We start from the raw sequence: 22,619 nt of genomic DNA, 5'->3' as shown, positions 1-22,619 counted from the left end.
CAGGTGCACCATGCTGCATGCTGTGCGTTCACGCACGACGACTGTTCCTGTAGGCAGGATGTACGACGGCCTTCGGTATCTCGGCATTTCGGTATGGAGTTGCGCATGACCACGACCTTCCCGGACGTCTCCATCAGCACGGACCGCCTGGTGCTGCGTCCGTACGAGGAGGCCGATGCCCCCGCGCACATCGAGATGATGAACGACGAGGCCGTCACCGCCTGGACCACCGCGCCGCACCCCTATACCGCGCGCGACGCCGAGCGCTGGATCCGCCGCATCGCCCCCACCGAGCGAACCCAGGGCCGCGGCATCGTCCTCGCCGTCACCGAATTCCTCACCCAGCGCCTGGTGGGCCTCGTCCACCTCTCCCGTACCGACTGGCACATCCGGTCCACCGAGATCTCCTATCTCACCGCCCCCTGGGCCCGCGGCGAGGGATACGCCACCGAGGCCGTGCTCGCCGCCGCCCAGTGGCTCTTCCGCGACCAGCGCTTCGAGCGCATCGAGCTGCGCACCCCGGCCGACAACACCGCGGGCCAGCAGGTCGCCCAGAAGATCGGCTGCATCAGCGAGGGGGTGCTCCGCAACGCCTGGATAGCCCGCACCCGTACCGAGAACGGCACCGACGGGGGCTGGACGGACATCCGCACCGACCTCATCGTCTGGAGCCTGCTCCCGGAGGACCTGGAGGGCGTCGCCGACCAGATGGCGGACGCGGGCGGCTACGCCTCCGCGTACACCGACTGGAACTGAGCGCGAGGGCGGGACCGCGAGTGGTCTGTACCAGGTACGCTCAGCCTGCCCCGCCCCCGTTGCCTCCCCGCTGACCTGGACCGCCCCGCCCCGACCTCCCCGCCCCCGTTCGCGCTTCAGGAGAGACACCACGATGGCCGACCGCGTCACGGTGATCGGCTGGGACGGCTCGCCCCTCACCGCGGCGGCCAGGTCCGCCCTCGGCGCGGCCACCCTGGTCGCGGGCGCCGCCCATCACCTGGCCCTGCCCGAGATCCCGCCCGGCGCCGAACGCATCCGCCTGGGCAGCGTCGACCTCGCCGCGCGCCGGATCGCCGGACACCGGGGCACTGCCGTGGTCATGGCCGACGGGGACCCCGGCTTCTTCGGCGTCGTACGGGCGCTGCGCGCACCCGAGCACGGCCTGGAGGTCGAGGTGGTGCCCGCGGTCTCCGCCGTCGCCACCGCCTTCGCGCGGGCCGCGATGCCCTGGGACGACGCCCAGGTGGTCGTCGCCCAGCGTCGCACCCTGCGCCGCGCGGTCAACGTCATCCGGGCCCACACCAAGGTCGCCGTCCTCACCTCGCCCGGCGCGGGCCCCGCCGAACTCGCCCTGCTCCTCGACGGAGTGCACCGCACCTTCGTGATCTGCGAGGAACTCGGCACCGACCGCGAGCGCATCACCGTCCTCACCTCGGACAAGGCCGCCGACCACGCCTGGCGCGACCCCAATGTGGTCATCGCCATCGGCGGCACCCAGCCCCCCGCCCGGGGCACCGGCTGGCTGGCCGGACGCGAACCCGGCTACCCGCAGGAGCTGCGCGGCTGGGCGCTGACCTCGGGGGAGTACGGCGAGGACCTGATCTCCGGCGACGCCCCCGGACTGCGCTCCGCCCAACTGGCCAGGCTCGGGCCCCGTACCGGGGACCTGGTGTGGGACATCGGCACGGGACCGGGGGCGTTCGCCGTGGAGGCGGCCAGGTTCGGTGCGGCGGTCATCGCCGTCGATGCCAGTGCGGACTCCTGCGTCCGGACCGCCGCCGCCGCGCGCCGCTTCGGCGTTCAGCTCCAGGTGGTGCACGGCCGCGCGCCGCACGTCCTGGAGGACCTGCCCGAACCGGATGTCGTGCGTATCGGCGGAGGCGGCGCCCCCGTCGTCGAGGCCTGCGTCGACCGCCGGCCCGAACGGATCGTCACCCACGCCCACACCCGCGACGAGGCCGAGGCGATCGGCCTGGTCCTCACCGAGGGCGGTTACGCCGCCGAGTGCGCGCTCTTCCAGACGGTCGACCTCGATACGGCCGGGGACTGGGCGGAACGGACACGCTCGGTGGTCTTCCTGGTGACCGGACGCCGCAAGGACCGGGCGACGCGGGACGCACGGGGCTGACCCGGGCTGGCCCGGGCGCCGGAGGCCCGGATTCCGGCGGGCCGGGCCCCGGGGGCTCGGTCCCCGTACCCGATCCGGCCCCGCGTACGACGTGATTCGGGACCCTCGTACCCGATCCGGTGGGACCATCTCCCCCTCTTCGCGCGGATGTTCTGCCGATCGCTCCCCAGGGCGAGCGCTGTCGGTGGCGCGGGGTAGGCTGGCCGATCGTTGTACCGCAGATGGGCGGTTGGTGGAACGTTCGCCAATGTCCGGAAAAGAGGCCCTCTTTGGGACTCTGTGCGATACGGCGGACCCGGGACGCGCGCGACGTGGCGCAGCCCACAGTGGGCCGTGGCTGTTCTTCCTGCCCCGGTCCCGAAGGGCCGCGACAATGCTTGGTGTCCGCGGAACCTTTCGTGCCGCGCGGCACCCCCGCTCGTTCAACCACTGACGGGCGCGGTCGTGTCGAGCGGTCGTTCCGGGCGACGGGGCCCTGCCGGCGAGAGGCGGGTGGGCCGAAGAAGCGCTGGCGCTACAGATGGGCGAGGGGTACGCATGACTGACACCGGCCAGGTCCCGGGCGAGGGACTGCCGGAGAACGCAGGCATGGTGGAGCAGCCGGGCATCCCCGCCCCAGGCGCCTACACCTTCCTCGACCCCTCCGATCCTTCAGGGCACTCCGCGGAAACCGTCATCGAGGACGACGACCTCCTGCTGATGCCCGCCTCGCAGGGCGCGTGGAGCGACCCGCAGGTGGTGCCCGCCCAGGCGCCCGCCGCGCATGCCGCGGCTCCGGCCGCCGCCCCGGCCCCGCAGTTCGCGGAGCCCTCCCTGGACCTCGCGGAGGCCGGTGCGCACGAGGCCGGTGGGCGGGACTCCGGTTCCGTGGACCTGTCCGGTGTCCGGATGCCCTCGCCCCAGGCACCCGCTGCCGCGTCGATGGGCGCCGGTACGTCCGTGCCCGCGCCCTCCACCGCGCCGACCCCGCCGCCGTCGCGGCGGCCGCTGCACATGGGCCCGCCCGTGCCGGACGCTTCCGGCGGGGTCGTACGGTCACTGGCCGACCGGGGGCCGGCGGCGCAGACTCCCGTGGGGGGCCCTGGGGTAGCGCAGCAGGGGGCGGTGCAGGGCGGGATGCCCGGTGCGGGCCCCGGCCGGTTCCCGACGCCGGCGGCCACGCCGGTGCGTCATGCGGGACCGCCGACCACGGGTCCCGAGTACCTCGATGTTCCGCGCGACGATTCCATGATCATGCCGGGTCCGCAGCTGGGCGAGATCCCGTCGCAGGGCCCGACGCCGTGGACACCGCAGGCGCCCGCGCCGGTGCGGGCGGCGGCGCAGGCCGGGCAGCCGGTGGCGGCTCATCGGATGCAGGCGCCGCAGGGGCAGGTGCCTCAGATGCAGGCGCCCCAGGTGCAGCTGCCGCCGCAGATGTCTCAGGTGCCGCAGGCGCAGGAGGCCGGGCAGGCGTCGCAGGCGGGGGCTCAGCAGGTGCAGGTCGCGCAGGTGCAGGTCGCGCCGGTGCCGGCCCAGGGGCAGTCGCAGGCGGAGACGCATGTGCAGGTCCAGGCCGTTGCCGAGAGTGTGTCGTCGCAGTCACTGGCGCACCAGGAGTCCCAGGAGAGTGCAGCAGAAACGGTCGTTCCGGAGCAGGTCGTTCCGGAGCGGGTCCCTCCGGAAGCTGTCGTTTCGGAAGCTGCTGTTCCGGCGGGTGGAGTTGTTGAGGAGGCCGCTCCTGCGGGCGCTGTCGCTCCGGAGGTCGTAACTCCGGTTGCTGTGGCTCCGGATGCCGTCGGCGCCGGGGGAGTGGCGGCGGAAGCTGCGGTTCCGGCAGGCGACGCCGCGGAGGCAGCCGCTGACGTGACGGCGGCCGCTCCGGTGGAAGGGGGCACTCCGTCGGCAGGTGTTCCGGCGGGTGCCGTGCCCGAGGGTGCTGCCCAGGCAGGTGGCGTACAGCCGGTCGTGCTCATGAGCGTTCCGGCTTCCGAGAACCCCTCTCCCGAGAACTCCTCGGGCCCGAGCCCGGTGGCCGTGGCCCCGGAGTCCGTGCCGGCCGCTGCCGAAACCCCGGCCGCTGAACCGGCCGAGCCCGTCGAATCCGCCGCCGTGCGCCCGGTGTTCCAGCCCGGTCCCGCCCACGCCACCCCGACGGCGCCGGTTCCCGGCCAGGGGGCGACGCCGCCCCAGGGGCAGTTCGTGCAGGTGGAGGGCTCGGTTCCGGACGGTACGCGGCTGGCGCCGACGCCGGTGCCGCACGTGACGGGGATGCCGACGCCGATGCAGGAGGCGCCGGCCCCGGCCGCGCTCGGGCAGACGGTGGCCGCAGCGCAGGTCGCCGCGCCCGCGCCCGTATCCGCGCCCATGGCCCCGCCCGTCCCGGCTCAGGCCGAAGAGGCCCAGCCGCAGCCCGAGTCGCAGGCACCGGTGCAGCCCGTGTCGCAGGCACCGGTGCAGGCCGAGCCCGGCGTCGTACCTCCGGCTCAGGAATCGGGGTCCGGCGCCGTACGGGCGGATGCCGCAGCGTCCGCCGTGCAGCCGACGCCGCCCGGCACGGCCGAGGTGGCCGGACCGGTCGAGCCCGGCGCCGTATCGCAGGAGACCGAGCAGTCCGCGCCGACCGGAGAGGCCGCCGTCATGGCGCCTGCCGCGGAAGCCGCGGACGAGCAGCCGGCTTCCGGGCAACTCGCCGAAATCCCCGCCGAGCCGGCCGCCACGGTGCCCGCACCGCGCGACGGCGGCACGAGCACCCAACCGGTCGCGCAGCAGGAGCCGGTGGCCGACGGGGCCGGTACCGCCGGGGCCGCTGGGACCTCCGGGACGGGTGAAGCCGCAGAGACGATTGAGACCGCCGAGATCATCGAGACACAGGAACAGGCCGAGCCCGGCCGGGACGAGACCGTGGCCGCCGAAGCGGACGCCTCCGTACCGGGCGCCGCCGCCGCGTACGCCGGGACGGACACCCCCGCCGAGCCCGCCACCGTCCCCGAACCCGTCGCTGCTTCCGAGGTCGCCCCCGAACCCGTCGCCGACGAGCAGCCGGAGGCCCCCGCGGTCCCCGCCGCCCCCGGTTACGACGACGCCGAGCGCGAAGCCGTCCTGCGCGTCATGCGCGAGCGCCGCGACATCCGCAACGGGTTCCGCAGCGACCCCATCCCGCACGAGGTCCTGCTCCGCGTCCTGGAAGCCGCGCACCACGCGCCAAGCGTCGGCCACTCCCAGCCCTGGGACTTCGTGGTCATCCGCTCGGCCGAGACCCGCCGGGCGATGCACGAACTGGCCGCCCGCCAGCGCGACGCGTACGCCAAGTCGCTTCCCAAGGCCCGGGCCAAGCAGTTCAAGGAACTGAAGATCGAGGCCATCCTCGACACCCCGGTCAACATCGTCGTCACCGCCGACCCGACCCGCGGCGGCCGCCACACCCTCGGCCGCCACACCCAGCCGCAGATGGCCCCGTACTCCTCGGCGCTCGCCGTCGAGAACCTCTGGCTCGCGGCCCGCGCCGAGGGCCTCGGCGTCGGCTGGGTCAGCTTCTTCGACGAGCGCGAGATGGTCCGTGCGCTGGGCCTGCCCGAGCACCTCGAAGTCGTCGCGTACCTCTGCGTCGGTTACGTCGACGAGTTCCCCGAGGAGCCCGAACTCCTCCAGGCGGGCTGGTCCAAGCGCCGCCCCCTGTCGTGGGTCGTCCACGAGGAGACGTACGGCCGCCGCGCGCTGCCCGGCGAGGAGCCGCACGACCTCCTCCAGGAGACGATCGCGGGCATCCGCCCGCTGGACGCCAAGGCGCTCGGCGAGGCTTGGGAACGCCAGAAGCGGATGACCAAGCCCGCCGGTGCGCTCGGCATGCTGGAGATCATCTCCGCGCAGCTCAGCGGTCTCTCCCGGGCCTGCCCGCCGCCGATCCCGGAGCCCGCGGCCGTCGCGATCTTCGCGGGCGACCACGGTGTGCACGCCCAGGGCGTCACCGCCTGGCCCCAGGAAGTCACCTCCCAGATGGTGGCCAACTTCCTCGGCGGGGGAGCGGTCTGCAACGCGTTCGCCAACCAGGTCGGTGCGGAGGTCTGCGTCATCGACGTCGGCGTCGCGGGTGAACTCCCGGCCACCCCGGGCCTGTTGCCCCGCAAGGTGCGCGCCGGAACGGCCGACTTCACCACCGGCCCCGCGCTCTCCCGGGACGAGGTCCTGGCCGCGATCGAGGTGGGCATCGAGACCGCCCGCGACCTGGTCGCCGCAGGCAACAAGGCCCTCCTCACCGGCGAGATGGGCATCGCCAACACCACCGTCTCCGCCGCCCTGATCTCCGTCTACACGGGTCAGGACCCGGCCGAGATCACCGGTCGGGGCACCGGAATCAACGACGAGATGCACGCCCGCAAGGTCGATGTCGTACGCCGTGCCCTCGACCTCCACAAGCCGGACCCCGCCGATCCCATCGGCGTACTGTCCGCGGTCGGCGGCCTCGAACATGCCGCGCTGGTCGGTTTCCTGCTCGGTGGAGCCTCTCTCCGTACGCCGGTGATCCTGGACGGCGTGAGTGCCGGCGCCGCGGCCCTGGTCGCCCGCGCGATCGCGCCGGAGGCGCTGGCGGCCTGCATCTCGGGTCACCGCAGCGCGGAGCCCGGCCATGTCGCCGCGCTCAACAAGCTGGGCCTTCGCCCCCTGGTCGACCTGGACCTCCGCCTCGGCGAGGGCACCGGCGCCCTGCTCGCCCTCCCGGTCGTCCAGTGCGCGGCCCGCGCCATGCACGAGGTAGCCACCTTCGACTCAGCCGGCGTCACCGAAAAGTAGCCTCCCGGGGGGCGGGAGTGGAGTCACACCACTCGCCCCCTCCCGTCCCGGTGAAGCACCGGCACCGGGGGGCCACTACTCGCCCCTTCCTGGCGAAGTAGCCCCTTCCGTCCCGTCGAAGTACCGGCACCGGGGGCGGGGTTCCGCTGCGCGGCGCTTGCCCCACCCCGCCCCTTCCCGAAACCGGGGCTCCGCCCCGGGCCCCGGGTGGCGCGCCCTCCTGAGCGAGGCGGGGACGTGCGGCCTCACCGTGGCCGCTCGCGCAGTTCCCCGCGCCCCTAACGGGGCACGGCCCCCCAAAAAAGACCACCCTCCCCACGCACCCCGGCCCCCTGGTGCCCCGCAGGGGCATTCCAGGCGCGCGGGGAACTGCGCGAGCAACCACGACGCACCCGCACTACTCCCCAGCCCCGCAGCCAGCGGTTCAGGGAAGGGGCGGGGAGGGGTAATGCGCCGCAGGCAACCCCACCCCCCGCTTCCCCACACCCGCCCGTAAGCTAATGCCCCAAGGCCGTGAACCTGCCAAACCCCGCCCCACCAGCACCGCACCACCCCCGCAAGACCCCACACCTGCACCGCTCCACCGCCGCAGCGGTCATCGCCCTCCCGCCCGCCCGGGACCTCCCCGCCCGCCCTCCCGAGGAGCCGCACGCCATGACCGCGCACGCCGCAGGCGACCCAACCGCCCCCACCCACACCAGCCCCACCGCAGGCGACCCAACCGGCCCCACCCCCGCCGAGCCCGCCGCAGGCGAGAGCACTCCCGCCTACCCCGTAGGCCTCCGCCTCACCAACCGCCGCACCGTGGTCCTCGGCGGCGGCCAAGTCGCCCAGCGCCGCCTCCCCGCCCTCATCGCCGCCGGCGCCGACATCACCCTGATCTCCCCCTCGGCCACCCCCTCCGTGGAGGCCATGGCCGAAGCCGGCGAGATCACCTGGGAGCGCCGCCGCTACCAGGAAGGCGACCTCGCCGACACCTGGTACGCGCTGGTCGCCTCCAGCGACCCCGTCGCCAACACCGCCGCCTCCGCCGAAGCCGAGCGCACCCGCACCTGGTGCGTCCGCTCCGACGACGCCGAGGCGGCCACCGCCTGGACCCCCGCCACCGGCCGCTCCGACGGCGTCACCGTCGCGATCCTCACCGGCCACGACCCCCGCCGCTCCGCCGCCGTCCGCGACGCCGTCGTCGAGGGCCTGCGCAACGGCACCCTCGCCGCCCCCCGCCACCGCAAGGCCGACAGCGCACCCCGCGTCGCCCTGGTCGGTGGCGGCCCCGGCGACCCCGACCTCATCACCGTGCGAGGCCGCCGCCTCCTCGCCGAGGCCGACGTCGTGATCGCCGACCGCCTCGGTCCGCGTGACCTCCTCGACGAACTCCCCCCGCATGTCGAGGTGATCGACGCCGCGAAGATCCCGTACGGCCGCTTCATGGCCCAGGAGGCCATCAACCAGGCCTTGATCGACCACGCCAAGCAGGGCAAGTCCGTCGTACGTCTCAAGGGTGGCGACCCCTTCGTCTTCGGCCGCGGTATGGAGGAGGCGCAGGCGCTCGCCGCCGAGGGCATCGCCTGTACCGTCGTCCCCGGCATCTCCAGCACCATCAGCGTCCCCGGCGCGGCGGGCATCCCGGTCACCCACCGCGGCGTCGCCCATGAGTTCACCGTGGTCAGCGGCCATGTCGCCCCCGACGACCCGCGCTCCCTGGTCGACTGGGAAGCCCTCGCCAAGCTGCGCGGCACGCTGGTCCTGCTCATGGCGGTCGAGCGGATCGCCCCCATCGCCGAGGCTCTCGTCGCCCACGGCCGCGCCCCCGAAACCCCTGTCGCGATCATCCAGGAGGGCACCATGGCGACCCAGCGCCGGGTGGACGCCACCCTGGCCACGGTGGGGGAGCGGGCCAAGTCCGAAAACGTCCGCCCGCCCGCGGTCATCGTCATCGGCGACGTCGTCTCGGTGAACGCCCTGTCACCCACTCATCAGTAACCGGCGGTAACCAACCCTTCCGCCCCCGTTGGCACCGCACCCACGACAAGGCAGTATCACCCTGTGGCCGATCTCCTCACCATCGACGACCCCGACGACCCGCGCCTGAGCGACTACACGAACCTGACCGACGTGGAACTCCGGCGCCGCCGCGAGCCCGCCGAGGGCCTGTTCATCGCGGAGGGCGAGAAGGTCATCCGCCGCGCCCGCCAGGCCGGGTACGACATGCGGTCGATGCTGCTGTCCGCCAAGTGGATCGACGTCATGCGCGACGTCATCGACGAGGTCCCGGCCCCGGTGTACGCCGTCAGCCCGGACCTCGCCGAGCGGGTCACCGGGTACCACGTGCACCGCGGCGCCCTCGCCTCCATGCAGCGCAAGCCGCTCCCGGACCCTGCCCAGATCCTCGGCAACGAAGCCGCCCCGGTCCGCCGGGTCGCCGTCTTCGAAGACATCGTCGACCACGCCAACCTGGGCGCGGCGTTCCGCAACGCGGCGGCCCTGGGCGTCGACGCCGTCCTCCTCACCCCCCGCTGTGCCGACCCCTTCTACCGCCGCGCGGTGAAGGTCTCCATGGGCGCCGTCTTCCAGGTCCCCTGGACCCGTCTGGAGTCCTGGCCACAGGACATCGGCCTGATGCGCGAAGCCGGCTTCACCACCGCGGCCCTCTGCCTGAGCGACCAGGCCATCACCCTCGACGAACTCGCCGCCCGCGACGACGAGAAGCTCGCCCTGATCTTCGGTACCGAGGGCGACGGCCTCACCGCCGAGGCCCTCATCGGCGCCGACGAACACGTCCGCATCCCGATGGAAGCCGGTGTCGACTCCCTCAACGTGGCCGCCGCCTCCGCCGTCGCCTTCTACGCGACCCGCCCCCGCCGCCCCTGACACACCTGTGGCCCGGGTCGTCCGCGGAGAACAACACCGCGCACGACCCGGGCCACAGCTACACCCACCTCTGCCTGCGCATCCCTACGCACAGCCACCTCCGCGCCACCGGTGGCCCGGCAGCACCGATGCGCATTACTCACGCTGCTGCGAGCCGTCCCCCATCCCCGCTATGACCTCACGCGGCACCTCGGGACCCAGCCCCCGCGAGGGTCCCTGACAGCCCTGTGCCGCCGCGATCCCGAGCGCCACCAGCAGCGTCACCACCACGAACACCACCAGCCGCTGCCGCAGCAACCGCGGGTTCGCGGGCCGCAGCCTGCCCCCCGAGGTCGGGCGCGCCCCGGGCCGGGTGCCCTTGCGGGTCGCCCCGGACCGGGTGGTGTTCCGGCCGCCGGACGGCGGGCCGTTCCGCGCGGAGGAGTTACGGGGCTGTGAGCCGCGCGGCGGCTGCGCGGAAGTCCCGCGTCCCTCCGACGGCTGCCCCGCCCCTTCCGCCCGCTGTCCCTCGGTGCGCCGCGGCTGGGTGCTCCGCTGGGTCCGCTGGTCGGCGTACGCGTCACCGTCCGCCTCCCGCTGAGCGGGCGTCCGCTTCTCCGGTCCGCCGCCCTGCGCCTCCCGCGCGGCGATCTCCTTCAACCGCATCGACAGCTGGAGGGTGCTGGGACGTTCCTCCTGATCCTTCGCCAGACAGGCCCGCACCAGCGGCGCCAACGCGTCCGGGACGCCGTCCAGCAAGGGCTCCTCGTGTACCACGCGGTAGAGCATCACCTCGGAACTGCCCTGACCGAACGGGGAGTCGGCGGTCGCCGCGTACGCGAGCGTCGCCCCGAGCGCGAACACATCCGTCGCGGGCGTCACCGCAGCCCCTCGGACCTGCTCGGGCGCCAGGAACCCGGGGGAGCCCACCGCGGTCCCCACATGGGTCAGGGTGCTCGCCCCGGTCGCCCACGCGATGCCGAAGTCGATGATCCGCGGCCCCTTGGGGGACAGCAGGATGTTCGACGGCTTCAGGTCCCGGTGCACGACCCCTGCCTCGTGAACGGCGACCAGCCCCTCCGCCAGCGCCGCTCCGATCGCCGCCACCTCGGCCGCGATCAGCGGACCTTCCTCGGCCACCCGGTCGTGCAGGGAGGGCCCGGGAACGTACTGCGTCGCGAACCACGGCCGCTCCGCGTCCAGGTCGGCGGCCACCAGTCGGGCCGTACAACCGCCTCTGATCCGCCGGGCCGCCGACACCTCGCGCGCGAAGCGCGACCGGAATTCCTGATCCTCCGCCAGATCCGGCCGGATCACCTTCAGCGCGACCCGCTGGCCCCGCCGGTCCGAGCCCAGATAGACGACACCCATGCCGCCCGCACCGAGCCGCCGGTGAATCCTGAACGAGCCGACGAGACGCGGGTCCTCGCGCCGGAGCCGCATCATCGCCATGTCCGTCCCCTACCTCCGGTGGGGCCTCCCCCACCCCACTGCTGACCGGTCCGTTCGACGTGGCACAGCTTACGTACCCGTGGCGCGGTGTGCTCATAGGCCACACCCTCACGGATCGATCCGTTGTCAGTGCCGGGTGAGAAACTTGAAGCACGGTCAGGGAACGTACGTTCCCATGCTCCTGACCCCTGCTCATTCTCAACGGGCAGCAGCAGAAGGGGGATTGGATCAGTGAAAGGCGATCGAGTCGAGATAGTGGTGGATGCCGGAGACACCACTCGGACGTACGAAATGGTGGCCAGCAGAGCCGGCCGCAGGGTGGAGACGGCGGTCCGCAGGGGGGTGGTGGAAGTGAGTGAAGTCACCCGCAGCGGCAGCGTGGTGCGCACCGCTCGTTTCATGGCCACCCGAGTCCTTGCGCTGGTGGAACAGCCGGTGCCCAGGGAGGACGCCTCCGAACGGCGCGCCACCGAGGGCTGATCACCCGGCGGACCCCCGAAGGGCCCCCGTCCGACCCTTCGGGGAAGTCCCCGAGTCCTCCACCCACCTCTCCACCCAGGGGAGTACACCGTCACCCGGTAGCTCATCCTCCGGGAGGCCGGTCAATCGGTACGAGGGCATGACGACCCGCCCCTCACCCGCCCCTAATCTTGAAATCAAGCGGTGGGTGCAGCACTCGTCCCCCGAGGTCAAGCACCCACCGCTTCCTACACGACAGGAGAGGGACCATGGCGGACACGGCATCGAGGACGATCAGCCGCAACGCCGCGATCCGCGGCCAGGGACGGCGCGCCTTCGCGCTGTTCGGCGGCCGCAATTCGGGCCCGCGCCACCCCCTGGTGGCAACGGCGATGGTTCTTCCCCTGGCGGCCCTGCTGCTCTTCCTCTTCGGAGGCTGGGAAGCGGTGGTCACGCAAGCGTCGTCCGTGGGTATGTTGCTGGGGCGCTGAAAGGCGCCCCGGTCCGGGAGAGCGGCCCGGACCGAAAGCAACACCACGCCCATCAGCCCCGTGGGGACGGGGGTGCGGCGGACGACTGAGTTTGCCCGGACAGCTGGGGAGCTGTCCGGGCAAACGTGTGTCCGGACGCGGACGACGCCGGACCTCAGGGCTGTGCAAGTGTGTGGCTCCGCCCATGCGGCGCTCCGCCGGAGGCATGCGGCGGTACGGGGACCAAGCCTCATCCCATCTCCCGGGGGACCCATGACCGGCACCACCACCCTCACCGAAGCCCTTACCGCCCTGGCCGCCGCCACCGCCCACCCCCCTTCCCCGGCGGAACCCCCCTGCCCCCACGCCCGGGACACCCTCCACCTCCTGGCCGACCGCCCCGACGGCACCGTCGTCCGCCACGGCCCCCTCGTCACCAAGGCGCACGCCCCGGACACCGACCCCGCCGCCCTGGACCTCCGTATCGCCGTAGCCGCCCACCCGCTCCTCGACGGCATCCTCCTCCCGCCGCTCCCGCTCCCCACCGCACCCGCCCGTTCCCACGGCCGCCCCCTCTCCGCCTGGCCCTACGGCACCCCGGTCGACCCCGAGGATCCGGACGCCGCCCCCTGGGAGGAAGCCGCCACCCTCCTCGCCCGCCTGCACCGCACCGACCCGGCCGGCCTCCCCGGCCCCCTGGCGCCCATGCGCGGCCCGGCCAAGGCCGCCCGCGCCGTGGCCCGCATGCGGGCCACCCGCCCCCACCCGACGGTGCTGGCCGCCTGGCACGACCTCCCCGCCTGGGCCCGCGACGAGGCCCCCGCCCCCCGGCGCACCCTCTGCCACGGCGACCTCCACCTCGGCCAACTCGTCCGCCACCCCGCCCCGGGCGGCCCCTGGCACCTCATCGACATCGACGATCTCGGCCTGGGCGACCCCACTTGGGACCTGGCCCGCCCGGCCGCCTGGTACGCCGCCGGCCTGCTGTCCCCGGACATCTGGCAACGCTTCCTCGACGCGTACCGCACCGCGGGCGGCCCCGCCGTACCGCCCGAGGGTGACCCGTGGCCCCAACTCGACGTCGCCGCCCGCGCCCTGACGGTGCAGACGGCCGCGCTCGCCCTCGCCAAAGCCACCACCGAGGGCCGCCCCCTCGACGAGGTGGAGGAGTTGATGCTGGACTCCTGCGGCAGAATCGCCGCGCTCCGCCCCGCGCCCGACGCCGTGCCTCCGCCGTAGGGTGAATCCCCGCCCACCGGGCATGCATCCCGGCGACGTACCACCGGGAGCGCCACCGCCCCCAGCCATCGGAGGAGCAAGCCACATGCAATGTCCCAAGTGCCACGCCCCCATGCACACCTACAACCGCAACGGCGTCCAGATCGAGCAGTGCAGCAACTGCCGGGGCATATTCCTGGACTACGGCGAACTGGAATCCCTCACCCGCCTGGAATCCCAGTGGTCCCAGCAGCCCCCGCCCCCCGCCGGCCCCCAGGGCTACCCCACCGCCCCGGCCCCCGCCTGGGGCGCACCCCAACACGGCGGCCACGGAGGTCACGGAGGCCACCACGGCAGTCACCACCGCCAAAAGGGCTTCGGCCGCATGCTCTTCTCCTCCTGACCACCCCCGCCCCGCCGCAATCGCCACCCCAGCCCGCTTGGGCGGCGGGGCCCCCGGGGGCGGAACGGGCGGGCAAGGGGGCGGCCCAGCCAAGGAATCGCACCCCACCCGCCCCGGCCCACCCCGCCCCCCCCGTACCACCCACCCCCACCACATCCCCTCCCCCCGGCCCGCCGCCTGCCCCAACACCCCCACCCCTCACCTATCGTTCGACCCCATGACCCTGACCTTCCTCGACAGGTCCCGCACCGTCGCCCCACCCGGCTGGAGCCGTTGGCTGGTACCCCCCGCCGCCCTGGCCGTCCACCTCTCCATCGGCCAGGCCTACGCCTGGAGCGTCTTCAAGCCCCCACTCGAAACCTCCCTCGGTCTCTCCGGCACCGCCAGCGCCCTCCCCTTCCAGCTCGGCATCGTCATGCTCGGCCTCTCCGCCGCCTTCGGCGGCACCCTCGTCGAGCGCAACGGCCCCCGCTGGGCCATGTTCGTCTCCCTCGTCTGCTTCTCCTCCGGCTTCCTGATCTCCGCCCTCGGCGCCGCCACCCACCAGTTCTGGCTGATCGTCCTGGGCTACGGCTTCGTCGGCGGCATCGGCCTGGGCATCGGCTACATCTCCCCTGTCTCCACCCTGATGAAGTGGTTCCCGGACAGGCCCGGCATGGCCACCGGCATCGCCATCATGGGCTTCGGCGGCGGCGCTCTCATCGCCTCGCCCTGGTCCTCCCAGATGCTCGAAGCCTTCGGCGGCGACGCACCCGACGGCGACGCCGGGATCGCCACCACCTTCCTGGTGATGGGCCTGTCGTACGCCGTCTTCATGTCACTCGGCGTCCTGCTCGTCCGCGTACCGCCCGACAACTGGAAACCGGCCGGCTGGCAGCCCTCCGCCACACCCCGCGCCCTGGTCACCACCGCCAACGTCTCGGCCCGCAACGCCCTGCGCACCCCACAGTTCTGGTGCCTGTGGGTGGTCCTGTGCCTCAACGTCACCGCGGGCATCGGCATCCTCGAAAAAGCCGCCCCCATGGTCAAGGACTACTTCGCCGACACCCCCACCCCCGTCTCGGCCTCGGCCGCCGCGGGCTTCGTCGCTCTGCTCTCCCTCGCGAACATGACCGGCCGCATCCTGTGGGCCTCCACCTCCGACCTCATCGGGCGCAAGTCCATGTACCGGATCTACCTGGGCGTCGGTGCCCTCATGTACTTCGCGATCATCCACCTGGGCAACGACTCCAAGCCGCTGTTCATCCTCTGCGCCCTGGTGATCCTGTCCTTCTACGGCGGCGGCTTCGCCACCATTCCCGCCTACCTCAAGGACCTCTTCGGCACCTACCAGGTCGGCGCCATCCACGGCCGCCTGCTCACCGCCTGGTCCACCGCCGGAGTCCTCGGCCCCCTGATCGTCAACAAGGTCGCCGACAGCCAGGAACAGGCCGGTCACAGCGGCCCCAGCCTCTACACGGCCTCGCTCTACATCATGATCGGCCTGCTCCTGGTGGGCTTCGTCGCCAACGAGCTGGTCCGCCCGGTCAACCCGCGCTTCCACGAACCGACGTCCGCCCCGGCAGGCAGCCCCGCCCCAGAAGGAGAGCCCACCCATGCACCCCAGCAGTAGTCACCGCAGGGCGCTCGCCGTCGCCGTCTGGCTCTGGGTCCTGCTGCCCTTCGCCTACGGCCTCTACGAACTCATCCGCAAGGCCACCCAGCTCTTCACGGGCTGACCGGGGGAGAACACGACGAAGCCCCCGGCCGAGAACCGGCCGGGGGCTTCAACTGCGGTGCGCGATACTGGGATTGAACCAGTGACCTCTTCCGTGTCAGGGAAGCGCTCTCCCGCTGAGCTAATCGCGCGGGGGTACTGCACAAGCGTACAAGCGCTGCTTGTTACTGCTACTGCTTGCTGCTGCGTGCGCGATACTGGGATTGAACCAGTGACCTCTTCCGTGTCAGGGAAGCGCTCTCCCGCTGAGCTAATCGCGCGGGATGGTCCAAGCGGACCGTATCTGTTCAGTTGTTCTGCGTGCGCGATACTGGGATTGAACCAGTGACCTCTTCCGTGTCAGGGAAGCGCTCTCCCGCTGAGCTAATCGCGCTTGGAGGTGGAGACGGGATTTGAACCCGTGTAGACGGCTTTGCAGGCCGTTGCCTCGCCTCTCGGCCACTCCACCAGGAGTGTGCAGCAAGGGTATCGGGATGATTCCCCCACTATCGAGCGGACGACGAGATTCGAACTCGCGACATCCACCTTGGCAAGGTGGTGCTCTACCAGCTGAGCTACGTCCGCTTGTCTGCTGCCGTTTCACTTGCGTGTCCCGGCGACGTGTTGAACTCTAGCGGATTCCCGGGCCAGTACAAAAACGCGTTTGTGCAGCGTGCTGCGCTCTCCCCGGCATCGGACCCGGTCATCGCCCCCGTCGCCTCCCCGGTCGCTCCCCGCCGGGTCGCCGTCGCTGTCCCTGCCCAGGTGAGCGGCCTGCGCCCGCCATAGACTCGGAGCCGTGCACGACCTCCCCCCTCTGGCCCGCTTCGGCGGCCTTGTCGCCTCCGATCTGCGCGACGTGACCCACGATGCGGCCTCCCTCGACTCCAGCGGCTTCTGGGCCGTCGCCGCCGACTTCGAAGGCCGGCTCGTCTGCGCCCGCTTCGGCGACGTCCGCAGGGAGCCGGTGCCGCCCGCCGCCCCGGGTGGCTGGCGCGGGCCCGCCACCGACAGCTGGACCACCTCGCTCGACCGCACCGCCTACACCGCGGGCGTACGCCGCATCCGCGAGCACATCGCCAGGGGCGAGGTCTACCAGGCCAACCTCTGCCGCGTACTGAGCGCACCCGTCGACCCCGGTGCCGACGTCGACGCGCTCACCTCCCTCCTGGCCCGCGGCAACCCGGCCCCGTACGCCGGAACGATCAGGTTGCCCGCGTACGGCGTCGAGATAGCCACCGCCTCGCCCGAGCTCTACCTCCGCCGGGACGGGCAGGTCATCGAGTCGGGCCCCATCAAGGGGACCGGCAGGACCGCCGCCGACCTCCTGGAGAAGGACCACGCGGAGAACGTGATGATCGTCGACCTGGTCCGCAACGACCTGGGCCGCGTCGCCGTCACCGGCAGTGTCACCGTCCCGCAGCTCTGTGCCGTCGAACCGCACCCGGGCCTCGTCCACCTGGTCTCCACCGTCCGCGCCGAGCTGCGTCCGCAAGCGGGATGGGCCGAGCTGCTCGCCGCGACCTTCCCGCCCGGTTCCGTCACCGGCGCCCCCAAGTCCAGCGCTCTGAAGATCATCGAAGCGCTGGAGACCTCGCCGCGCGGCCCCTACTGCGGCGGCATCGGCTGGGTCGACGCCGACCGCGGCACCGGCGAGCTGGCCGTCGGCATCCGAACCTTCTGGATCGACCGTACGGCGCCGGGCGGACCCGCCCTGAAGTTCGGCACCGGGGCGGGCATCACCTGGGGTTCCGACCCCGAGCGGGAGTGGGCGGAGACCGAGCTGAAGGCTTCCCGGCTGCTCGCGGTAGCGTCGGGTGCGTACGACGCAACGGTGAGTGCAAGCGGAAGGGCCGGTTCATGAATCAGCTTTGGGTCAACGGGGGACTGACCGACGCCGACTCGGCGCGGGTCTCGGTCCTGGACCACGGGATGACCGTCGGCGACGGCGTCTTCGAGACCATGAAGGCGACCGACGGGCACGCCTTCGCGCTCACCCGCCACCTCGACCGGCTCACCACCTCCGCGCGCGGCCTCGGCCTGCCCGACCCCGACCTCGACGAGGTGCGCCGCGCCTGCGCCGCCGTACTCGAAGCCAACCCGATGCCGCTCGGCCGGCTCCGCGTCACCTACACCGGCGGCGTCTCGCCCCTCGGCTCCGACCGGGGGGACGCGGCCCCGACGCTGATCGTCGCGCTCGGCGCATCCACCCGCCGCCCCGACACCACCCCGGTCATCACCGTCCCCTGGACCCGCAACGAGCGCGGCGCCCTCACCGGCCTCAAGACCACCTCGTACGCCGAGAACGTCGTCGCACTCGCCCGCGCCCGCCATCACGGCGCCTCCGAGGCCCTGTTCGCCAACACCGTCGGACAGCTCTGCGAGGGCACCGGGTCCAACGTCTTCGTCGTCCTCGACGGTGAACTGCTCACCCCGCCGGTCGCCTCCGGGTGCCTGGCCGGCATCACCCGCGCGCTGACCGTCGAATGGACCGGCGCCCAGGAGCGCGACCTGCCGCTGGACGTGCTGGAGCGGGCCGACGAGATCTTCCTGACGTCCACCCTGCGCGACGTCCAGGCCGTCCACCGGGTCGACGCCCGCGACCTGCCCGCCACCCCCGGGCCGGTCACCGCGAAGGCGATGCGGGTCTTCGCCGAACGCGCCGCGGACGACCTCGATCCGTAAGCCCGCCGGTAAACCCTGATGACGCGGCGGCCGCAGGTGGGTACAACTCCCTTGATGACGACGACCCTACGGCCGACCGGGCCGCTCCAGACCGGCGCCGACGGCGCGCGCTCACGCAGCTACGACGTGTGTGTGAACAGCCGCCCCGTCGGTACCGCAGAGATCGCCACCGAGCCAGCCTTCGGGCCCACGCTCGGCCGGATCCGCTCGCTGCGGATCAACGAGCCGGACCGTCGCCGGGGCCGCGGCACGGTCGCCGCGCTGGCCGCCGAGGAGGTGCTGCGCGGCTGGCGCTGCGACCAGGTCGCCGTGACCGTACCGGCGGACGCACAACCGGCGGTGCGGATGGTCACCGCCCTCGGATACGTCGAGCGCAGCCGCAACATGCTGAAGGACCTGCCGCCCGAGCCCCCCGCCCTCCCCGCGGGCTTCACGGTCCGGCCCATGACGCCGCAGGAGTACGAGGGGTGGCGGCGCCACTCCCGGGCGGGGTTCGAACGGAGCTGGATCGAACGGGGCTTCTCCGCCGAGCAGGCGAGGGCCAAGGCGGAGGCCGGCGACCGCCAGTTCCTGCCGGACGGCCTCGCGACCGCGCACACGTCGATCAGCCAGCTGCTGCACGACGGCGAGAAGGTCGGCTTCCTGTGGACCGGCCGCCACGAGGTCCAGCCGGGCGAGCAGGTGCCCTTCGTGTTCGACGTCGAGGTCGACGTGGCGCACCGGGGCAGGGGATACGGGCGGGCCCTGATGACACAGGCCGAGCGGGTCGCCCTGGAGAGCGGCGGAACCCGGCTCGGCCTGCATGTGTTCGCGGGAAACACCCCGGCCCTGCGCCTCTACGAATCCCTCGGGTACCGCACGACGCACCTCAACTCCTTCAAGGCCCTGCTCTAGGCGGACGGGCCCTGCTGGGGCGCGCTCCGGTCCGCGAGCAGCCGGTCCGCGATCTCCTCGATGCGCGTCCGCAGCCCGGTCTGGTCCTTGCTGCCGTCGAGGAGCTCTCCGCCGATCTCGTACGTCGGCGTGCCCGTCACCTTGATCGCCTTGCCCTCCGCCTGGTCGGCGTCGACGATCAGCAGATGCCGGCCGTCGATCAGCGCGGTGTCGAACTCCTCGGCGTCCAGGCCGAGTTCACCCGCGACCTCCAGCAGCAGCTGCTGTCCCCGCTCGCCCAGCTCCTCGGTACGGCCGAGCACCGCCTCCACGTACGCCCAGCCCTTGCCCTGCTCGTACGCCTCCTCGACGGCCTGCGCCGCGTCGTACGCGTACTTGTGCTTCTCCAGCGGGAAGTGCCGCAGCCGGATGTCGAGCAGGTCGCCGTACCGGGCGCGCAGCGCGGCCAGGTCACCGAGGGCGGTGGTGCAGTCGGGGCACTGGAGCTCGCACCAGACGTCCAGGACGACGGGGGAGGCGGGGGCGGAGGGAGAGGGGTTGCTCATGGGGCCAGTCTCCCAGTCGTAGTCGTACGCGAAGCGCCCCAACCGGGACCTGGGGAGGAGTCGCGCCCCGGAGATCTCCCTGAGACCGGGCCCGAGGATGGCCGCACCCGTGCACGGGGGTGCAGGATGGAGGGGACCTGCACTTCCCACTGCTGGAGGACCGATGCTGCTGGTTGAGACCATCTGTTCCGCGGTGTCCGCGGCCGGCCTGGGCATCGCCGCGATCACGGCGTACCGGAAGCGGTTCCTCACCGCCACCCGCCTGGCCGCCTACTCACTGGTGCCGGTCGGCCTGGTGATGACGGGCGCGGTGGGCTGGATCTCCGGCATGGTGTTCAAGCCCGTGGTCTGGGCGGGCTTCGGCGTGCTCGGCATCGCCTGGCTGCTTTTCATGATCACCCGCGTGGTGGAGCGGCGCAGCGGCGTCGGCACCCGCAAGGAGCGCAAGGCCGCGAAGGCGGCCCAGCGCGACGCGGTCGCCCCCGCGGCCTCGGCACCCTCGCTGGGCGCGGGCCGCCCGACGGCCGCACCCGCCGCGGCACCGGCACCGGCAGCCGGTGCCGCCAGGCCGAGGAAGGCCGCCGACGAGGACTTCTCCGACATCGAAGCGATCCTGAAGAAGCACGGCATCTGAGCCCCCCGGGACTCACCGAAGCCCTTGTCCGCCCGGAGTCGGCCCCGGCGCGGACAAGGGTTTCGTCATGAGGGGCACGCCCCTCGAAAGCCTGGCAGTCAGAACAACGGAACGATTGTGGATTAACACGGAATTCGACGAACTGCCGCCGAAAGTGGGCGTGTTGGTCATTCCGTACCACCGGGCTGCGCCATCATCGGCCCGAGATGCTCCAGACCTCCCCGGACGAAGCCCCGGTACCCGCGCCCGTCGAAGAAGCGCGCGGTTGCCTCTTCGCGCTTTCCCAGCCGCCCCTGATGATCTTCCTCGCGCTGATCGGCGCGCTGCTCATGATGGGAGCGGTCCATGACCTGTTTCTCGACTGAGAGCCTGTCGGTCGCGGGCTCCGACGGCCCGCCGCCCCGGCCCGGGGCGGACGCTCAGCCCGAGGCTTCCTTACGCCGGGCCCGGTACGCCGCCACGTGCAGGCGGTTCCCGCAGGTGCGGCTGTCGCAGTAGCGGCGCGACCGGTTGCGCGACAGGTCGACGAACGCGCGCCGGCAGTCCGGCGCCTCGCAGCGCCGCAGCCGCTCCTGCTCGCCGGAGACCACGATGAAGGCCAGCGCCATCCCGCAGTCCGCCGCCAGATGGTCCGCCATCGAGGCGCCGGGCGCGAAGTAGTGCACATGCCAGTCGAAGCCGTCGTGGTCGGTCAGCCGGGGCGTCGTCCCTGCCGCGGCCACCAGCTGATTGATCAGCTCGGCGGCGGCGTGCGGGTCCGGCGCCGCGAACACCTCCGCGAAACGCGCGCGCACGTCCCGTACGGCGCGCAGATCGTCCTCGCCGAGCCGGCCCACGTCGCTCACGTCGTGCAGCGCCACGAAGGCGTCCAGCGCCTCCAGGTCCGCGAGGCGGTCGGTGGGCTCGCTCTCCGGTGCGGTGTTCACCAGATCGACGACCACGTCGAGGGCTTTCCGGGTGTCGTGGGGGATCAGCACGGTTTGCTCCCTGGCCTGCTGCGGGCCGGTGCCCGCCGATGCCGGTCGACTCTAGTCGTACCCGCCGCACGCACAGCGGCGCCGTCGCCGCGGTGGATTCCGCGACGACGGCGCCGATGGCTGCCTTATGAAGTTGTCCCTATGGGGTTGTCCGTACCGCGCCGTCGCCCCGAGTCGGACGGCGAGGAACGACTCTCGACCTGGCTCAGCTCTCGGCCAGGATGTGAGAGAGCTCCGTGTCGAGGTCGAAGTGCCGGTGTTCGGTACCTGGTGGTACCGCGGCATCCGTCCTCTTCAGGAACGACTCAAGCGCCCGCGCCGGGGCTTCGAGCAGGGCCTCGCCCTCCGGTGAGCTCAGGGCGATGCACGCAACGCCCTGACCGTGGCTCCGGGACGGCCAGACTCGGACGTCGCCGGTTCCGGTGGGCCGGTGCAGGCCCTCGGCGAGGAGATCGCGGGCGAAGACCCACTCGACCGTTTCCTCGGCTCCGGTGTGGAAGGTGGCATGCACGGCATAGGGATCGGCCGTGTCGTACCGCAGGCCCGCGGGTACAGGCAGTGATGACTCGCTCGACACAACGAGGCGCAGGTGCAGCTCGCAGCTGACCGTGGTGTTCATAAGCGCCAGGGCCTTTCGCTCAGTGTGCGCTCGGGGATTCGCACGTCGGCGAAATCGACATGCCACCTCTGGGACTGTTGTAAACCCTTGTGAGTGTTTTAAGTCGCTTGAGGTAGCTCGTACGGCCGAGTCATGGTTTGACTCGTACGGCTATTCCAGTGAAGGGATTCCCCCCGGTAGGCTGGCCTCCATGAATGCGGAGAGTGACGGACGGGACGGCGGCGTCGCAGCGACGACGGCCGATCCCGCCACGGGGGACGTGAAGGGCGACGAGCGCGAGCTCGGGTCGCGGGCGCCGCAGTACATCCAGGCGCGCAGGACGCTGCATCTCAGCTGGCAGGTCGGCGTCTTCGTCGTCGGCCTCGCGGTGGTGATCGCGGGCATCATCATGCTGCCGCTGCCGGGCCCCGGCTGGGTGGTGATCTTCGGCGGCATGGCGATCTGGGCGACCGAGTTCGTCTGGGCGCAGCTGGTGATGCGCTGGACCAAGCGGAAACTCACCGAGGCGGCGCAGAAGGCGCTCGACCCGAAGGTGCGCAGGCGGAACATCATCCTGACCACGATCGGGCTGGTCATCGTGGCCGTGCTGGTCGGCATCTACGTCTGGAAGTTCGGCATCGTGATGCCCTGGAAGATCGACGAGTGACCTCGGGGGAGTGACCGGAATATGGTCGGGGGCACGCGCTGACATGCGGTAATGTTCTGTCTGTGCCCGGGCGATTAGCTCAGTGGGAGAGCACTTCGTTCACACCGAAGGGGTCACTGGTTCGAACCCAGTATCGCCCACCCGGGATCAGAGGCCCGAGAGACGCAAAGTCTCTCGGG

Annotated in this window: 21 protein-coding genes and 6 tRNA genes; 18 read left to right on the top strand and 9 right to left on the bottom strand. The window is 72.2% G+C overall.

Annotated elements, in window-relative coordinates; all coding sequences use genetic code 11:
- Window positions 1-105 precede the first annotated feature (105 nt).
- The 5 genes from ACIA73_RS14385 to ACIA73_RS14365 all read left to right on the top strand — a co-directional run bounded on the left by ACIA73_RS14385 (window position 106) and on the right by ACIA73_RS14365 (window position 9,763).
- A complete protein-coding gene (locus tag ACIA73_RS14385; protein WP_399438771.1) occupies window positions 106-756 on the top strand; it encodes a GNAT family N-acetyltransferase in 651 nt (216 codons plus the stop codon).
- A 133-nt stretch (window positions 757-889) separates the two neighbouring features.
- On the top strand, window positions 890-2,125 hold the full coding sequence (cbiE, locus tag ACIA73_RS14380; protein ID WP_399438769.1) for a precorrin-6y C5,15-methyltransferase (decarboxylating) subunit CbiE: 1,236 nt from the start codon (window positions 890-892) through the stop codon (window positions 2,123-2,125).
- 537 nt (window positions 2,126-2,662) lie between these two features.
- Entirely contained in the window at window positions 2,663-6,892 is a 4,230-nt protein-coding gene (gene cobT / locus ACIA73_RS14375; protein WP_399438768.1) for a nicotinate-nucleotide--dimethylbenzimidazole phosphoribosyltransferase, read from the top strand.
- Window positions 6,893-7,405: 513 nt separating this feature from the next.
- Window positions 7,406-8,875 (top strand): uroporphyrinogen-III C-methyltransferase, encoded by a 1,470-nt coding sequence (gene cobA / locus ACIA73_RS14370; RefSeq protein WP_399438767.1) that lies wholly within the window; start codon window positions 7,406-7,408, stop codon window positions 8,873-8,875.
- Between the two features lie 63 nt (window positions 8,876-8,938).
- Window positions 8,939-9,763: a TrmH family RNA methyltransferase gene (locus ACIA73_RS14365; protein ID WP_399438766.1), complete on the top strand. Its 825-nt coding sequence runs from the start codon at window positions 8,939-8,941 to the stop codon at window positions 9,761-9,763.
- Between the two features lie 135 nt (window positions 9,764-9,898).
- On the opposite strand, the gene ACIA73_RS14360 is transcribed toward ACIA73_RS14365, so the two are convergent.
- Window positions 9,899-11,194 carry a serine/threonine-protein kinase gene (locus tag ACIA73_RS14360; protein WP_399438765.1) on the bottom strand — a complete coding sequence of 432 codons (1,296 nt, stop codon included), beginning with the start codon at window positions 11,192-11,194 and terminating at the stop codon, window positions 9,899-9,901.
- Between the two features lie 231 nt (window positions 11,195-11,425).
- Between ACIA73_RS14360 and ACIA73_RS14355 the strand changes: the two genes are divergently transcribed.
- The 6 genes from ACIA73_RS14355 (at window position 11,426) to ACIA73_RS14330 (ending at window position 15,462) form a co-directional block, all read left to right on the top strand.
- The gene (locus ACIA73_RS14355; RefSeq protein WP_399438764.1) at window positions 11,426-11,674 is read left to right on the top strand and encodes a hypothetical protein; all 249 of its coding nucleotides are present in this window, start codon (window positions 11,426-11,428) and stop codon (window positions 11,672-11,674) included.
- Between the two features lie 248 nt (window positions 11,675-11,922).
- A complete protein-coding gene (locus tag ACIA73_RS14350; RefSeq protein ID WP_399438763.1) occupies window positions 11,923-12,144 on the top strand; it encodes a hypothetical protein in 222 nt (73 codons plus the stop codon).
- Window positions 12,145-12,396: 252 nt separating this feature from the next.
- On the top strand, window positions 12,397-13,362 hold the full coding sequence (locus ACIA73_RS14345; protein WP_399438762.1) for a phosphotransferase family protein: 966 nt from the start codon (window positions 12,397-12,399) through the stop codon (window positions 13,360-13,362).
- 85 nt (window positions 13,363-13,447) lie between these two features.
- Window positions 13,448-13,744 carry a zf-TFIIB domain-containing protein gene (locus ACIA73_RS14340; RefSeq protein ID WP_399438761.1) on the top strand — a complete coding sequence of 99 codons (297 nt, stop codon included), beginning with the start codon at window positions 13,448-13,450 and terminating at the stop codon, window positions 13,742-13,744.
- A 217-nt stretch (window positions 13,745-13,961) separates the two neighbouring features.
- On the top strand, window positions 13,962-15,356 hold the full coding sequence (locus tag ACIA73_RS14335; protein ID WP_399438760.1) for an OFA family MFS transporter: 1,395 nt from the start codon (window positions 13,962-13,964) through the stop codon (window positions 15,354-15,356).
- Window positions 15,340-15,462: a hypothetical protein gene (locus ACIA73_RS14330; protein ID WP_399438759.1), complete on the top strand. Its 123-nt coding sequence runs from the start codon at window positions 15,340-15,342 to the stop codon at window positions 15,460-15,462. The genes ACIA73_RS14335 and ACIA73_RS14330 overlap by 17 nt, the downstream gene beginning before the upstream one ends.
- Before the next feature lie 58 nt (window positions 15,463-15,520).
- On the opposite strand, the gene ACIA73_RS14325 is transcribed toward ACIA73_RS14330, so the two are convergent.
- The 5 genes from ACIA73_RS14325 to ACIA73_RS14305 form a co-directional block, all read right to left on the bottom strand.
- Window positions 15,521-15,592 (bottom strand) — tRNA-Val (locus ACIA73_RS14325).
- 57 nt (window positions 15,593-15,649) lie between these two features.
- Window positions 15,650-15,721 (bottom strand) — tRNA-Val (locus ACIA73_RS14320).
- A 41-nt stretch (window positions 15,722-15,762) separates the two neighbouring features.
- A tRNA-Val gene (locus ACIA73_RS14315) sits at window positions 15,763-15,834 on the bottom strand.
- A gap of 1 nt (window position 15,835) precedes the next feature.
- A tRNA-Cys gene (locus ACIA73_RS14310) sits at window positions 15,836-15,909 on the bottom strand.
- A 43-nt stretch (window positions 15,910-15,952) separates the two neighbouring features.
- Window positions 15,953-16,025 (bottom strand) — tRNA-Gly (locus ACIA73_RS14305).
- A 214-nt stretch (window positions 16,026-16,239) separates the two neighbouring features.
- Here ACIA73_RS14305 and ACIA73_RS14300 point away from each other — a divergent pair.
- From ACIA73_RS14300 to ACIA73_RS14290, 3 genes are read left to right on the top strand one after another with little or no spacing between them, the layout of a single operon-like run.
- Window positions 16,240-17,304: a chorismate-binding protein gene (locus tag ACIA73_RS14300; RefSeq protein WP_399438758.1), complete on the top strand. Its 1,065-nt coding sequence runs from the start codon at window positions 16,240-16,242 to the stop codon at window positions 17,302-17,304.
- Window positions 17,301-18,125 carry an aminotransferase class IV gene (locus ACIA73_RS14295; protein WP_399438757.1) on the top strand — a complete coding sequence of 275 codons (825 nt, stop codon included), beginning with the start codon at window positions 17,301-17,303 and terminating at the stop codon, window positions 18,123-18,125. Before ACIA73_RS14300 ends, ACIA73_RS14295 begins: the two co-directional genes overlap by 4 nt.
- Window positions 18,126-18,179: 54 nt before the next feature.
- Window positions 18,180-19,019 (top strand): GNAT family N-acetyltransferase, encoded by an 840-nt coding sequence (locus tag ACIA73_RS14290; RefSeq protein ID WP_399438756.1) that lies wholly within the window; start codon window positions 18,180-18,182, stop codon window positions 19,017-19,019.
- Here ACIA73_RS14290 and ACIA73_RS14285 read toward each other — a convergent pair.
- Window positions 19,016-19,564, bottom strand: a complete 549-nt coding sequence (locus ACIA73_RS14285) for a DsbA family protein (RefSeq protein WP_399438755.1) — start codon at window positions 19,562-19,564, stop codon at window positions 19,016-19,018. The genes ACIA73_RS14290 and ACIA73_RS14285 overlap by 4 nt on opposite strands.
- A gap of 166 nt (window positions 19,565-19,730) precedes the next feature.
- Between ACIA73_RS14285 and ACIA73_RS14280 the strand changes: the two genes are divergently transcribed.
- Window positions 19,731-20,198, top strand: coding sequence for a hypothetical protein (locus tag ACIA73_RS14280; RefSeq protein WP_399439034.1), 468 nt, complete (start codon window positions 19,731-19,733; stop codon window positions 20,196-20,198).
- A 206-nt stretch (window positions 20,199-20,404) separates the two neighbouring features.
- Window positions 20,405-20,563, top strand: a complete 159-nt coding sequence (locus ACIA73_RS14275; protein ID WP_399438754.1) for a hypothetical protein — start codon at window positions 20,405-20,407, stop codon at window positions 20,561-20,563.
- A gap of 54 nt (window positions 20,564-20,617) precedes the next feature.
- Here ACIA73_RS14275 and ACIA73_RS14270 read toward each other — a convergent pair whose 3' ends face one another.
- Complete coding sequence (locus ACIA73_RS14270) at window positions 20,618-21,175, bottom strand: CGNR zinc finger domain-containing protein (protein ID WP_399438753.1); 558 nt, start codon at window positions 21,173-21,175, stop codon at window positions 20,618-20,620.
- A gap of 205 nt (window positions 21,176-21,380) precedes the next feature.
- On the bottom strand, window positions 21,381-21,794 hold the full coding sequence (locus ACIA73_RS14265; RefSeq protein ID WP_016905455.1) for an SsgA family sporulation/cell division regulator: 414 nt from the start codon (window positions 21,792-21,794) through the stop codon (window positions 21,381-21,383).
- A gap of 190 nt (window positions 21,795-21,984) precedes the next feature.
- Between ACIA73_RS14265 and ACIA73_RS14260 the strand changes: the two genes are divergently transcribed.
- Window positions 21,985-22,440 carry a TIGR02611 family protein gene (locus ACIA73_RS14260; protein ID WP_399438752.1) on the top strand — a complete coding sequence of 152 codons (456 nt, stop codon included), beginning with the start codon at window positions 21,985-21,987 and terminating at the stop codon, window positions 22,438-22,440.
- Between the two features lie 68 nt (window positions 22,441-22,508).
- Window positions 22,509-22,580, top strand: a tRNA-Val gene (locus ACIA73_RS14255).
- Window positions 22,581-22,619 lie beyond the last annotated feature (39 nt).

This window comes from Streptomyces sp. NPDC051561, from assembly GCF_044454195.1.
Lineage (GTDB): Bacteria > Actinomycetota > Actinomycetes > Streptomycetales > Streptomycetaceae > Streptomyces.
Note: the sequence above shows the minus strand (reverse complement) of the source record. Positions and strands in the feature narration are given on the sequence as shown.

What these genes read in the sequence shown, in the direction of transcription:
- ACIA73_RS14385 (WP_399438771.1), top strand. Translation starts at nt 106, where the DNA reads ATGACCACGACCTTCCCGGACGTCTCCATCAGCACGGACCGCCTGGTG.
- cbiE (WP_399438769.1), top strand. Translation starts at nt 890, where the DNA reads ATGGCCGACCGCGTCACGGTGATCGGCTGGGACGGCTCGCCCCTCACC.
- cobT (WP_399438768.1), top strand. Translation starts at nt 2,663, where the DNA reads ATGACTGACACCGGCCAGGTCCCGGGCGAGGGACTGCCGGAGAACGCA.
- ACIA73_RS14360 (WP_399438765.1), bottom strand. Translation starts at nt 11,194, where the DNA reads ATGGCGATGATGCGGCTCCGGCGCGAGGACCCGCGTCTCGTCGGCTCG.
- ACIA73_RS14350 (WP_399438763.1), top strand. Translation starts at nt 11,923, where the DNA reads ATGGCGGACACGGCATCGAGGACGATCAGCCGCAACGCCGCGATCCGC.
- ACIA73_RS14345 (WP_399438762.1), top strand. Translation starts at nt 12,397, where the DNA reads ATGACCGGCACCACCACCCTCACCGAAGCCCTTACCGCCCTGGCCGCC.
- ACIA73_RS14340 (WP_399438761.1), top strand. Translation starts at nt 13,448, where the DNA reads ATGCAATGTCCCAAGTGCCACGCCCCCATGCACACCTACAACCGCAAC.
- ACIA73_RS14335 (WP_399438760.1), top strand. Translation starts at nt 13,962, where the DNA reads ATGACCCTGACCTTCCTCGACAGGTCCCGCACCGTCGCCCCACCCGGC.
- ACIA73_RS14330 (WP_399438759.1), top strand. Translation starts at nt 15,340, where the DNA reads ATGCACCCCAGCAGTAGTCACCGCAGGGCGCTCGCCGTCGCCGTCTGG.
- ACIA73_RS14295 (WP_399438757.1), top strand. Translation starts at nt 17,301, where the DNA reads ATGAATCAGCTTTGGGTCAACGGGGGACTGACCGACGCCGACTCGGCG.
- ACIA73_RS14290 (WP_399438756.1), top strand. Translation starts at nt 18,180, where the DNA reads ATGACGACGACCCTACGGCCGACCGGGCCGCTCCAGACCGGCGCCGAC.
- ACIA73_RS14285 (WP_399438755.1), bottom strand. Translation starts at nt 19,564, where the DNA reads ATGAGCAACCCCTCTCCCTCCGCCCCCGCCTCCCCCGTCGTCCTGGAC.
- ACIA73_RS14275 (WP_399438754.1), top strand. Translation starts at nt 20,405, where the DNA reads ATGCTCCAGACCTCCCCGGACGAAGCCCCGGTACCCGCGCCCGTCGAA.
- ACIA73_RS14265 (WP_016905455.1), bottom strand. Translation starts at nt 21,794, where the DNA reads ATGAACACCACGGTCAGCTGCGAGCTGCACCTGCGCCTCGTTGTGTCG.
- ACIA73_RS14260 (WP_399438752.1), top strand. Translation starts at nt 21,985, where the DNA reads ATGAATGCGGAGAGTGACGGACGGGACGGCGGCGTCGCAGCGACGACG.